This window comes from Salmonella sp. SSDFZ69 (assembly GCF_004010755.1).
GTDB lineage: Bacteria > Pseudomonadota > Gammaproteobacteria > Enterobacterales > Enterobacteriaceae > Salmonella > Salmonella enterica.
In genome coordinates, this window is sequence record NZ_CP034833.1 from 20,480 (window position 1) to 33,303 (window position 12,824).

Annotated in this window: 13 protein-coding genes and 1 pseudogene; 11 read left to right on the forward strand and 3 right to left on the reverse strand. The window is 43.2% G+C overall.

What is annotated here, in order from left to right:
• The first annotated feature begins 2 nt into the window (after window positions 1-2).
• From EOS98_RS24480 to EOS98_RS24545, 11 genes and pseudogenes are all read left to right on the forward strand, one after another.
• Window positions 3-575: a hypothetical protein gene (locus EOS98_RS24480; protein WP_001198960.1), complete on the forward strand. Its 573-nt coding sequence runs from the start codon at window positions 3-5 to the stop codon at window positions 573-575.
• Window positions 576-579: 4 nt separating this feature from the next.
• Window positions 580-2,733 carry a type IA DNA topoisomerase gene (locus tag EOS98_RS24485; RefSeq protein WP_001235745.1) on the forward strand — a complete coding sequence of 718 codons (2,154 nt, stop codon included), beginning with the start codon at window positions 580-582 and terminating at the stop codon, window positions 2,731-2,733.
• Window positions 2,730-2,936: a hemolysin expression modulator Hha gene (hha, locus tag EOS98_RS24490; protein WP_000850859.1), complete on the forward strand. Its 207-nt coding sequence runs from the start codon at window positions 2,730-2,732 to the stop codon at window positions 2,934-2,936. The genes EOS98_RS24485 and hha overlap by 4 nt, the downstream gene beginning before the upstream one ends.
• A gap of 17 nt (window positions 2,937-2,953) precedes the next feature.
• Window positions 2,954-3,418, forward strand: a complete 465-nt coding sequence (locus tag EOS98_RS24495) for an H-NS family nucleoid-associated regulatory protein (protein WP_001293134.1) — start codon at window positions 2,954-2,956, stop codon at window positions 3,416-3,418.
• 86 nt (window positions 3,419-3,504) lie between these two features.
• The gene (locus EOS98_RS24500) at window positions 3,505-4,209 is read left to right on the forward strand and encodes an IS6-like element IS26 family transposase (RefSeq protein ID WP_001067855.1); all 705 of its coding nucleotides are present in this window, start codon (window positions 3,505-3,507) and stop codon (window positions 4,207-4,209) included.
• Window positions 4,210-4,991: 782 nt separating this feature from the next.
• The gene (gene dqlB / locus EOS98_RS25060; protein WP_021534057.1) at window positions 4,992-5,087 is read left to right on the forward strand and encodes a DinQ-like type I toxin DqlB; all 96 of its coding nucleotides are present in this window, start codon (window positions 4,992-4,994) and stop codon (window positions 5,085-5,087) included.
• 662 nt (window positions 5,088-5,749) lie between these two features.
• Window positions 5,750-6,397: a division plane positioning ATPase MipZ gene (locus tag EOS98_RS24520; RefSeq protein ID WP_000587671.1), complete on the forward strand. Its 648-nt coding sequence runs from the start codon at window positions 5,750-5,752 to the stop codon at window positions 6,395-6,397.
• Between the two features lie 74 nt (window positions 6,398-6,471).
• Entirely contained in the window at window positions 6,472-6,741 is a 270-nt protein-coding gene (locus EOS98_RS24525; RefSeq protein WP_001086090.1) for a hypothetical protein, read from the forward strand.
• Between the two features lie 160 nt (window positions 6,742-6,901).
• The gene (locus EOS98_RS24535; RefSeq protein WP_223424520.1) at window positions 6,902-7,531 is read left to right on the forward strand and encodes a DUF2806 domain-containing protein; all 630 of its coding nucleotides are present in this window, start codon (window positions 6,902-6,904) and stop codon (window positions 7,529-7,531) included.
• Between the two features lie 171 nt (window positions 7,532-7,702).
• Window positions 7,703-9,324 (forward strand): annotated as a pseudogene (locus tag EOS98_RS24540) (MCR-1 family phosphoethanolamine--lipid A transferase).
• Between the two features lie 71 nt (window positions 9,325-9,395).
• Window positions 9,396-10,118 (forward strand): PAP2 family protein, encoded by a 723-nt coding sequence (locus EOS98_RS24545; protein ID WP_039003037.1) that lies wholly within the window; start codon window positions 9,396-9,398, stop codon window positions 10,116-10,118.
• 390 nt (window positions 10,119-10,508) lie between these two features.
• On the opposite strand, the gene EOS98_RS24555 is transcribed toward EOS98_RS24545, so the two are convergent.
• The 3 genes from EOS98_RS24555 to EOS98_RS24565 all read right to left on the reverse strand — a co-directional run bounded on the left by EOS98_RS24555 (window position 10,509) and on the right by EOS98_RS24565 (window position 12,454).
• A complete protein-coding gene (locus EOS98_RS24555; RefSeq protein WP_000577043.1) occupies window positions 10,509-11,036 on the reverse strand; it encodes a DUF2726 domain-containing protein in 528 nt (175 codons plus the stop codon).
• Window positions 11,037-11,170: 134 nt separating this feature from the next.
• Window positions 11,171-11,575: a hypothetical protein gene (locus EOS98_RS24560; RefSeq protein WP_012421203.1), complete on the reverse strand. Its 405-nt coding sequence runs from the start codon at window positions 11,573-11,575 to the stop codon at window positions 11,171-11,173.
• A gap of 12 nt (window positions 11,576-11,587) precedes the next feature.
• A complete protein-coding gene (locus EOS98_RS24565; RefSeq protein WP_001353743.1) occupies window positions 11,588-12,454 on the reverse strand; it encodes a replication initiation protein in 867 nt (288 codons plus the stop codon).
• Window positions 12,455-12,824 lie beyond the last annotated feature (370 nt).

Below are 12,824 nucleotides of genomic sequence, written 5' to 3' on the forward strand. Positions count from 1 at the left end.
ACATGCAATATGCATTGTTTGATGGATTTGAACGAAAGTTTTTGCTGGATGCTCTTGAATTCGGTGTTCTGAAGGACTGGAAAGAAAATCCGGTAAAAGAACTTCCTGATATTGATGAATCTGCTCACCCCTTCCATATCTGTTATGGTGGATATTTATTAAACCCTGGTGTTTCAGATTCAGATATTAGCAGAAAAATAAAAGACCAGGCAGGATTCTGGCTGGCAGCTATTGATGATACCCGCATGGATTGTCATTCAATAGCTTATTATGATATTCACACACTCCCTCTGATTTCGTGTGGTCATCAAAAGATAGTTCCTTTTGCCGCGTTAATAAAAGCTGATGAATGCATCATTTCAAAAATTGCTTCGTATTCTGGTTTTGCTGTAACAGCCTTTTTGAGAATTAAAGAGTGGGATATTGCAACTAATATACTTAACCGTGAGGGAATTTTTGCCTTTAATGGCTGTGAGCGCAGATTCAGAGTAGTAAGTAAAGATAACTGGCAACATACAGTATCGGAAGAACGCGCTATCCGTTGTGCCAAAAGATTAATTCAATGTAAAGGATAACAAAATGAGACTTTTTATCGCAGAAAAACCCGCAGTAGCAAATGATATTGTTAAGGCACTTGGTGGCAATTTTACCCGCCATGATGGCTGGTTTGAAAGTGATAACGCCATTGTGACTAACTGTTTTGGTCATATTATCGAATCACAACCGCCGGAAAACTATAATCCTGAATACAAAGCCTGGAAGGTTGAAACGCTTCCTTTACGTCTTTATCCCGTGAAGTATCAGCCTGTTGAAAGTGCAGCAAAACAGGTTAAAACGATTCTCGAACTTATCAGACGTGGAGACGTGACTGAAATTGTTCACGCTGGCGATCCTGATGATGAGGGACAGCTACTGGTTGATGAAGTCCTGGAATATGCAGGCAACACAAAACCCGTAAAGCGCGTTCTGATTAACGACAACACGCTTCCGGCAGTGAAAAAGGCACTGGCAAATCTTAAAGACAATCGTGATTTCAAAGGACTTTACCTTAAGGCGTTGGCGCGGTCAGTTGCCGATGCCGTCTATGGCTTCTCTATGACACGTGCGTACACCATTCCGGCAAAAGCCAGAGGATATCAGGGCGTTCTGTCTGTCGGGCGCGTCCAGACTCCCGTTCTTGGCCTGATTGTGAATCGTACCCGTGCTAACCAGAACCATAAATCCAGTTTTTACTACACCATGACCGGAGTCTTTCAGCGTGGTGCTGATGTTATCAGGGCGAACTGGAAGCCAGGGGAATTTGCTCCGCTGACAGACCGTAAATTACTTGATAAAGCGTGGGCAGACGGAACGGCTGCATCCCTTGCAGGAAAACCGGCTACAGTTGAAGCAGCAGCAACTGATGATAAAAAAACGGCTGCGCCGTTGCCGTTTAATCTGGTCAGACTCCAGCAATACATGAACAAGAAGTTTAAAATGACGGCACAAAAAACGCTGGATATTACGCAACAACTACGCGAAAAATATAAAGCAATTACGTATAACCGCTCTGACTGCTCATATCTTTCAGATGAACAATTCAGCGAAGCGCCGCAGGTTATCGATGCCCTGAAATCAGTCTTTCCTCAGTCGCTGGATATTGATTCTGCACGTAAAAGCAAAGCGTTTAACAGTGCAAAGGTGACTGCGCATACTGCGATAATCCCGACCGCCAGTGTGCCTGATGTTAACGCACTCAGCACCGACGAGCGCAATGTTTACCTGGCGATCGCACAACACTATCTTGTTCAGTTCATGCCTGAAAAAGCATACCAGGAAGTATCGGTTGCCATTCAGTGTGGTGATGAGTCGTTCTATGCCCGTGCCAGAAAAACAACTGACAGCGGATTTGAGGCGTTTCTTGGCGCGGAAACCACAGACGAAGGTGAATCAGAAGATAATGATGATTCCGCTTTTGAACTGCTCTGTAAAATTCGCACAGGAGAAACACTGACGACAAAAGAAGTTATTGTTAATGAGAAGAAAACAACACCGCCGCCGTTATTCACCGAAGCCTCCTTGCTTGCTGCGCTTGTTCGTGTCGCGGATTTTGTCACTGATCCAACAATTAAAAAATTGTTGAAGGATAAGGATAAAGACAAAAAAGATGAACATGGTGGCATTGGTACGCCAGCTACCCGCGCAGCCATTCTGGAAACGCTGAAGAAAAGAAACTATATCACGCTGGAAAAAGGGAAACTTATTCCTACTGATACCGGATATGCGCTTATTGATGCCCTGCCTGGTATAGCGGTTAATCCTGATATGACAGCATTATGGTCTGAAAAGCAGGCTGCCATAGAAAATGGCGACCTGACGGTTGAACAGTTTATTAATGATCTGTACGGTGAACTGACAGGCATGATTTCTGATGTTGACCTGGGCGAGATGAAGATTGAACCCGCTGCGCCAGCAGGGCAGTTTCAACGCCTGGACTCTCCCTGCCCTTCCTGTGGTAAACATATTGTTATCAGGCCGAAAGGTTATTTCTGTACCGGATGTGAATTTAAAATCTGGAGTGAGTTTTCTGGTAAGAAAATCACCCAGGCACAGGCCGAAAAACTGGTTAAATCAGGGAAAACCGATTTGATTAAGGGATTTAAAAAGAAAAGTGGTGGAACGTATGATACAGTTCTTGTCCTTGAGGATAAGAAAACAGGGAAGCTGGGTTTTCCGGCAAGGGCTAAGAAGTGAAAACAAAGCAGGAATGGCTTTTTCAGTTAAGAAAATGTACATCAAGAGATACTCTTGAAAAAGTTATTGAGATTAACCGTTACAAACTGCCTTTATCAGAATCAGAGGCATTTTATTCTGCCGCAGATCATCGCCGAGCAGAACTGGTGATGAATAAACTTTATGATAAGGTGCCTTCCGGCGTCTGGAAGTACGTACACTAAATAAGAGGATTAATTATATGAGCGAACTGACTAAAGAAGATGAATACGGCATTATCAGCCGTACTATGATGAATATTCGTTCATTGCGTGTTTTTGCCCGTGAGATTGATTTTGAGCAGTTGCTCGAAATGCAGGAAAAGCTCAACGTTGTTATTGAAGAACGTCGTGAAGATGCTGAACGTGAAGCGGCTGAACGCCAGGAACTTGAAGCCAAACGTCAGCAGGCCATTGAATACATCATATCTTTAGGTCTTGATCCCGAATCACTCCTTGCTCCTGTAACAGCAGATACAGTAAAAACCAGGCGGAAAGCCAAAGGCGGAGTAAGAAAGGCTAAATACCGCTTTAAGGATGAAAATGGCGAGATCAGAGAATGGTCTGGTAATGGCAAGCGTCCGCTTGCTTTACAGAAGCTGCTTGATGAGGGGCATTTCATGGAAGATTTCCTCATTGAGAAAACTAAGCCGGAACAGGCAGAATAACCCGCCAAGTATACATCACACAGGGCACTGTTGCAAATAGTCGGTGGTGATAAACTTATCATCCCCTTTTGCTGATGGAGCTGCACATGAACCCATTCAAAGGCCGGCATTTTCAGCGTGACATCATTCTGTGGGCCGTACGCTGGTACTGCAAATACGGCATCAGTTACCGTGAGCTGCAGGAGATGCTGGCTGAACGCGGAGTGAATGTCGATCACTCCACGATTTACCGCTGGGTTCAGCGTTATGCGCCTGAAATGGAAAAACGGCTGCGCTGGTACTGGCGTAACCCTTCCGATCTTTGCCCGTGGCACATGGATGAAACCTACGTGAAGGTCAATGGCCGCTGGGCGTATCTGTACCGGGCCGTCGACAGCCGGGGCCGCACTGTCGATTTTTATCTCTCCTCCCGTCGTAACAGCAAAGCTGCATACCGGTTTCTGGGTAAAATCCTCAACAACGTGAAGAAGTGGCAGATCCCGCGATTCATCAACACGGATAAAGCGCCCGCCTATGGTCGCGCGCTTGCTCTGCTCAAACGCGAAGGCCGGTGCCCGTCTGACGTTGAACACCGACAGATTAAGTACCGGAACAACGTGATTGAATGCGATCATGGCAAACTGAAACGGATAATCGGCGCCACGCTGGGATTTAAATCCATGAAGACGGCTTACGCCACCATCAAAGGTATTGAGGTGATGCGTGCACTACGCAAAGGCCAGGCCTCAGCATTTTATTATGGTGATCCCCTGGGCGAAATGCGCCTGGTAAGCAGAGTTTTTGAAATGTAAGGCCTTTGAATAAGACAAAAGGCTGCCTCATCGCTAACTTTGCAACAGTGCCTCACACAGACATACACATAGGTATGTCTGTGTGACATACCTATGTACAGTGCCAGATGGCGTTGCTACGTGAAAAATAACCTACCCTACCCCTGCTTTTTTCGCAGATTTTACGTAGCACACCGTTGCTATAGCATTCATCTAAAAAGCTGAATGTCCTTTTCTGTCGCTGTTGCATTTTAATTCACTGAAAAATATTGAGTAATGAAAATGCCGGTAACGCGTCAAGCTGTTGGCCAACGCGACAGGCAGTATTGGAAGCAACAAAAAAAATGAAAGAAAAATCCCTCAAATGAAGGAGAAAAAACGGAACTACAGCCGAACGACAGGCACAAAAAAACCCGACTGGTAATCGGGCTTTTTTGCGTTTTCCAGTCTTGAGTTGGTGGCTCTGACCGGAGAAGGTTACTCTACACCTAACGTTTACATTTTATTCACTATGGTGCTGTAAAGCAACTAAATGTGGTTAAGGAACCACATTTAGTGGTGTAACGGGTGTTTTGTGTAGCGTATAATCAGTCAGTTAGTCATGTAGTTGGCTTGCAATCCTGCTGTTCCCGTATCTGCGGGTATGAACGATTTTAAAGTCCTGGCTGGATAAACAGGTGGTGCTGTATTCGGTGCTCTGGCAGGAGGAGGTCACTCTACACCTAACAATGCGAGAGAGCCGTTGTGACAGGCAGTGTATGAGCAAGCAACGGTGATTTCCTCCAGTTTTACTGGAGAAACGGATGATTAATATGTTAATCATCGTTCTCAGAGCTGTGGTCGCCGTTGCAAACGCGCTGATTGCAGTTCTGGAACTGATCCGCCAATTCATCGATTGATGACAACGGAAACGTAACTAAGGGCAGGAAGTGAACCGCTTCCTGCCCTTTAACAAAAAAGGAGGATTTATGGATTTTATGAGCATTTTGGGGCGCTGTTTACTTCTTCCTTTCCCTGTTGCGATGTTTGTCGGTTGCCTGTTTCCTGGCATCGATGATCGCTTATCCGGAATGCTTATGAGTGTTGCTGTGGGATGTTTATCGTGGTATGTCACCAGACCGAAGAACCGACAGACAAAGGCCGCGTAAGTGGCCTTTAATTGGGATACCCTTTAGTTACAACATTCTAATAGCTCATTCCATCCTCCGCTCATCCAGCAAACATAACCTCCCTGCCCCTCCCCACTACAGAAAGTGGCGCGCCCCGCCCGTACGGGCGGAATCTAATCGCTTAATTTTGAATGTTGTAACTAAACATACTCATTGCTGTATTGCCACAAGGTTTCGCAGCAAGGGAGGATACCGAAAGTAACGCTGTCACTTTTGCTTTCAAGTGACCAACCAACGGGTACATCACACTGACATACAATAATGTATTTCTTCATGATGTACATCATTGTAATTCATTGTGACATACACTATAGTATGTCCATGTGACATACGCATGCGTACATCACATAGAAATACACATGAGTAAATCACTGTGACATACAAGGGGTACTATGATTATCGTAATCGGTGGTGATAAAGGCGGTACAGGTAAATCACATCTGGCAACCAACTTAACTGTTTGCCTCTCACAACAGGGAAAGAGAACGGGGCTTGTTGAAACAGACCTGAATGGCTCGACCAAAAAATGGAATAAACGCAGAGAACAGGCCGGATTACCGCCCGTCGCATTAAATGAAGCCTATGGCGACATCAGTGCCAAAATAACAAAAATGGCAGATGTAGCAGAAATCCTCATTATAGATACTGCCGGATATGACAGCACGGAGTTCAGAACTGCACTAAAAGTTGCAGACATTGTGATTGTCCCGATCGACCCGCTTGCCCAGGTGGAAGCAGACAGTCTTCAGACTGTGACAAAAATTGTCAGGGATGCGCAAAAAATAAATCCCAGGCTGGCTGCACATGTGCTCCTGTATAAATGCCAGCCAAATACGTTCAGTGAACAACAAGAATTAAGAGACTCTCTCAACAGCCATGATTACTGGCTTAAACCAATGAAAAGCACGGTTTCTTTTCTCCGGGCCTTTGTAAGAGCAATGAATCAGGGAATGGGGGTTCACGAGTTAAAAAGTAATGTTAGCGGTGCCAGCCAGGCAAAAGCACAAATCGAACTCTTGCTGAAAGAACTGGAACTGTAAATCATAGTGACATACACTAATGTACATCATCATGATATACATTAGTGTGAAACAATCAGATTAGAAGGTACATCATGGCAAAGCTGGAACTACCAGAACTAGAACAAAACCAGGAAGTGAACGCCACAAAATTTGTTCAGGACGCAGGAAAACGCCCCACAGAGAACAAAACAAAACTGGCTTCATTCCGCATACCGAATGAATTGCTTGAATTCATTGATAACGAATCAAAAAGACTGCATCGTCCCAAGACAAAAATAATCAAAGCAGCATTACTGGCTTATCAGGATCTGGACGAAAACGAACTCATTAATTTGTGGTTCAGAGCTGACAGAAATGATTAATCATAGCAAGTGGCCCAATAAACTCTTTATCATTTTCTTTTAGATACTTATCTGAATGTACTAACTTCATCACTTTTAAATGTAGTTGTGATTCATTTTTAGTTACTCTTGCAATAAAATACCCTTGTACAGTTGTTGCACGGGTATTTAGGAGCACTAGATGAGCCTTATCGATTTAAGTTTATCAGGATTATCAGAACCAGGAACAAAACTTATTGAAAAAATAAGTGATGCTATTGGTGTGCTTTATGAACCTACAAGAATCAGGAAAAAAGCGAAGGCTGAAGCTGAAGCTAAACGCACAGAGCTAATTTCTAGGTTAGAGCTTGAGGGAATAGAAAAACGGGCAGTTGAGCGTTTTCTCAAACGTGAAACGAAACGACAGGAAAACATTGAAAATATAACAATGCAAGCAGCACAAAGTCTATCTGAGAGTGATAATGTTTCTGATATTGACGAAGATTGGATAGAGGCTTTCTTCAGGGAGTGTGAGGATATTAGTGACGAACAAATGCAAATGCTTTGGGGAAGAATTTTATCCGAAGAAGCAAAGTCAAAAGGTTCGTTTAGTCGTAGAACCTTAAAACTATTATCCACTATAAGCAAAGAAGAAGCGAACCTTATTACTTATTTTGGAAAGTTTGTTTGGCAGGCAAACAAACTCACTCCAATTTTATTTACCGATGAGAATGGAGATACTGAAGGTATAACTTTCGATAAACTTTCGGTTTTAGACTCCTTAGGCGTTATTCAACAAGGCATTGGTTATAGTTTAAGATACAAATTATAAATACTCTCAAGTGTATATTCAGTATGGGATTGCGCAATGATTGCCTAATAAAATTTCTGAAATATTTCTGTATCGCATAATTTTTATATCAGATAAATTGTACTGGATTTCTTAAAAAATTGCAGTATGATTGCCGCAATTATCCCACCGTTTATTTTTGAGTAGTTTCTCATGATGCAGCATACTTCTGTGTGGTACCGACGCTCGGTCAGTCCGTTTGTTCTTGTGGCGAGTGTTGCCGTTTTCTTGACCGCGACCGCCAATCTTACCTTTTTTGATAAAATCAGCCAAACCTATCCCATCGCGGACAATCTCGGCTTTGTGCTGACGATCGCTGTCGTGCTCTTTGGCGCGATGCTACTGATCACCACGCTGTTATCATCGTATCGCTATGTGCTAAAGCCTGTGTTGATTTTGCTATTAATCATGGGCGCGGTGACCAGTTATTTTACTGACACTTATGGCACGGTCTATGATACGACCATGCTCCAAAATGCCCTACAGACCGACCAAGCCGAGACCAAGGATCTATTAAACGCAGCGTTTATCATGCGTATCATTGGTTTGGGTGTGCTACCAAGTTTGCTTGTGGCTTTTGTTAAGGTGGATTATCCGACTTGGGGCAAGGGTTTGATGCGCCGATTGGGCTTGATCGTGGCAAGTCTTGCGCTGATTTTACTGCCTGTGGTGGCGTTCAGCAGTCATTATGCCAGTTTCTTTCGCGTGCATAAGCCGCTGCGTAGCTATGTCAATCCGATCATGCCAATCTACTCGGTGGGTAAGCTTGCCAGTATTGAGTATAAAAAAGCCAGTGCGCCAAAAGATACCATTTATCACGCCAAAGACGCGGTACAAGCAACCAAGCCTGATATGCGTAAGCCACGCCTAGTGGTGTTCGTCGTCGGTGAGACGGCACGCGCCGATCATGTCAGCTTCAATGGCTATGAGCGCGATACTTTCCCACAGCTTGCCAAGATCGATGGCGTGACCAATTTTAGCAATGTCACATCGTGCGGCACATCGACGGCGTATTCTGTGCCGTGTATGTTCAGCTATCTGGGCGCGGATGAGTATGATGTCGATACGCCAATACCAAGAAATGTGCTGGATACGCTGGATCGCTTGGGCGTAAGTATCTTGTGGCGTGATAATAATTCGGACTCAAAAGGCGTGATGGATAAGCTGCCAAAAGCGCAATTTGCCGATTATAAATCCGCGACCAACAACGCCATCTGCAACACCAATCCTTATAACGAATGCCGCGATGTCGGTATGCTCGTTGGCTTAGATGACTTTGTCGCTGCCAATAACGGCAAAGATATGCTGATCATGCTGCACCAAATGGGCAATCACGGGCCTGCGTATTTTAAGCGATATGATGAAAAGTTTGCCAAATTCACGCCAGTGTGTGAAGGTAATGAGCTTGCCAAGTGCGAACATCAGTCCTTGATCAATGCTTATGACAATGCCTTGCTTGCCACCGATGATTTCATCGCTCAAAGTATCCAGTGGCTGCAGACGCACAGCAATGCCTATGATGTCTCAATGCTGTATGTCAGCGATCATGGCGAAAGTCTGGGTGAGAACGGTGTCTATCTACATGGTATGCCAAATGCCTTTGCACCAAAAGAACAGCGCAGTGTGCCTGCATTTTTCTGGACGGATAAGCAAACTGGCATCACGCCAATGGCAACCGATACCGTCCTGACCCATGACGCGATCACGCCGACATTATTAAAGCTGTTTGATGTCACGCGGACAAAGTCAAAGACCGCACCGCATTCATCCGCTGATTTCTCCCTGTATTTTTTCCAAACCCACCGCACACTCCATTCGTATTATGGGCGGTGGGGTGGGGTTTGTTATGCCGTATTTATCAAATAAACGCCTACTTGCTGAGATGAGTATCGCTCTTGTCATGGCGATCGTTGCCACGCTGACCCTTGAGCACAGTCAGATTGATCTGATGGTCGCTGATTGGTTTTATCTGGGTATGGGGCATTGGATGGTTGCCAAGCAAGCTTTTTTGCCAGATTTGCTACTGTATTCTGGACTAAAAAAGCTGCTGATGGCGATGCTGATCTACTTGCTGGTTGCGACCATTTGCCGTGCTTATCATGAGAAAAAGGGCAATGCTATCACTGCCAAGTGGCTTGTCCCAGTGACAAAATTTCGCGTGCGTGAGCTTGCGTATCTGGTGCTGACTTTGATCCTAGTGCCGACAGTTGTCGCGTCATTGAAGGCATATACTCATGTGGTCTGCCCTGTGCATTTGACGATTTTTGATGGTACGCTGCCGTATTTGCCGATGCTTGATAGTATGCGTAACACCATTCCTGATAAGTGCTTTCCTGCGGCGCATGCCAGTAGCGGATTTGCGCTGTTTGCCTTTGCGTTTGCGCCAAGTTTGCGCCGCCGTCGTGGTGCGATCATCATCGTGGTGATGGCATTGGGCTGGGCGATGGGCTGCTATAAGATGATTATTGGCGATCATTTTTTGAGCCATACGGTGGTGTCGATGATGCTTGCGTGGGCGATGTCGGCAGGGCTTGCGTGGGTGTTTTTTAAGAAGGGTGAACAAGTTTAATCGGCTTTAAAAGTAAAAACGGTCGTATCGGTTATTACGGAACGGTTTTTTCAGTTGAGTTTCAAAGCGATGATTCATCAACCTGGAAACTACCAATAGGAACGGCTTTACTTACGCCTATCGGTCAAGAATTGATGAAAATATGCGGTTCCACTCCAGATATTGCGTATTTAAATAAATTCCTCAACAAAATAAATGTTGAAGGAAGCCAGGTAAAACTATCAATTATTAATATGTAAAGAGGTCGAGTTACCTGTCTGAGTTCCACTAACCATAATTAAAAGCGACCGCAAAAACTGCCCAGTGAAAACTGTGTTGCCAGTAATCACAAATGCAGCAAGTACTAATAAAGAGCCTGTTAAGCCCGCAAATATGTGGGCTTATTTTTAATTACTCTTCATCATCCCGCAGGAACTGACAAAAATCTTCGCTCCCCATCATATCGACAGTGTTTTTAAATTCGAAAAAAGAAATTCCTGTCATAGCACACACGCGCTGGATAATCAGTTTTTTCTTTTGCTGTCTGACGGTTGCGGTTTCACCAAACTGGATAACAGCCAGGACTGTTTCATCATATGATTTCAGGACAAAATCACAGGTTATATTCTGCACTTCACGGATTAAATCTTTTACAGCTTCCTCGCTACCATGAGGACGAACAAATTCAATGAGCCGTATTTTGGGAAAAACGGAATAATCAGGTATAATATTACGTGAAAGAATGCCTAAAAACTCTGATTCATTATTTGAGAGTAAGGGTACTTTAGTAAAACAATCAACCTCCCCAATGGCTGTAAAAGCATTGGTTGTCAAAGCTGGATTGTTCTTAATAAAATCAGAGAATACATTTTCAGCTGATGGCAAAACAACAGCAGAATTATGTTGTTCATCTCGTTTTTTATTACGGTTAAATATCATTTCATATTCCTTTTAAAAGAGCCTGCGGCAGGCACAGGCAAAAACATCGTTTTTGGACAATCTGATTCAAATGTTAACATTTGACATCGGATTGTCTATCCTGCATTGTTCTTTACTGTCTGTAAGATCGGCGCTCATTCTTCCGGCGTTCTCCCGATACCAAAAAGACGGAACGCAAAACGGCTTTCGATCCACCATTCAAAAATCTGCTCTGCGCAACCACAAACAGTTAAGGCGATCCATGCAGCAAGAACAACGTAACTACTGACATCTGCACCCATGTACCAGGCGATAGTTAAACCCATCACTGCGATACCGCCTAAAAACTGCAACAAGAAACGAAATCCCGCAAGAATCCCCAATGGAATAACAACAACCAGATAAAGGGAAGCAGCCAGAAGGTATCTGACAGGTGTCAGCAGATAAAAGAACCTGGATATTTTCTTTTTGTCAGAATAAACGGCATCATTTGCAACATCGGTTGAATGATCATTCATGCTGTCCCTGATTCTTTGAAAATCTACGATATTATCCTTCATATTGTTATGACCTCAATTTTCAGGTGGGTACATTTTATCAAACATATTAGTAAACTCTGAGTCTTCCCTGGTATCGCCCTCATAACCAATTGTATAAGAGAACTTTAATTTATAAACTTTTCTCCCAATTTTTTCTGAAACTACGAAACTTAAGTTCTTTACTTCCGTATGTTTCATGATTTCTTTTACTGATTTATTAAGAACATCTCTTTTAAAAGCAGGATAATCTGGATACTTATAATCCTTCACCCCCCCCGCCCCTATTGTATAAAGATTCAATTCATCTTTAAGTTCATCTATTGTCATTTCAAAACTATTCGCGCGAGAATTATTACTATATATTTTACGAATGAGTTGATATAGTGATGCAGCATTAACACTTGTCAGTCGAACAACAGATAATAAAACTTGCGTTGTATAACGTTTTTCTTCACCAATAAGTTTACATAAAAATCTTTTCGCTTCTTTCGTAAACTTGATCCCCACTCTACCTTCATTCCTGTAATAAGTAGAAAAAACAGTCAGACTCAAATTCATTGAATCAGGTACATTACTTTTAGTGAACTTAAATCCCAAATCACTACTCAGTTCTAATATTTCATCATGTTTCAGCTTAAGAAGCGTCGTATCTAATATATTAGAGCCATCCCTCAAAGCAAGATAAGCCGCATCAGGCTTAACCTGAACCCATTTAATGTAATCGGCAACTGTCACATAAAATATGTGATCATCATCGAATTCATTTTTAGAGTTTATCTGGCACATGGCTAAAAATAAGACTTTTTTAGCAGCCATAGGCAATGTTGACAGCGTTGAATTCAATTCATTTCGATGTCTCACTTTTGTTAAGCGAGAAAGGGAAGTCTTATTTGTCGTCATTCTCATTGTTCCAACACTCTTGATAATCAGACTTTAACACCAGAAACATGATATTACAACACAATCAATATCATGTTTAACCGAGTATCTTCTCATGTTTCATATCTGTGATTTATCTCACAAAGGTAATCCATGCTCAAAATCCACACTGGATTCAAGGCAGATTAACAACAGATTCAAAATAGATTCACCAGAAAGAACAACGAATTAGTATTCTTATGACACATTTTGTGGATATCACCGAGGAAGCTCTCATGTTTAACCGAGGAAGCTCTCATGTTTAACCGAGGAAGCTCTCATGTTTAACCGAGGAAGCTCTCATGTTTAACCGAGGAAGTTATCATGTTTAACCGAGGAAGCTCTCATGTTT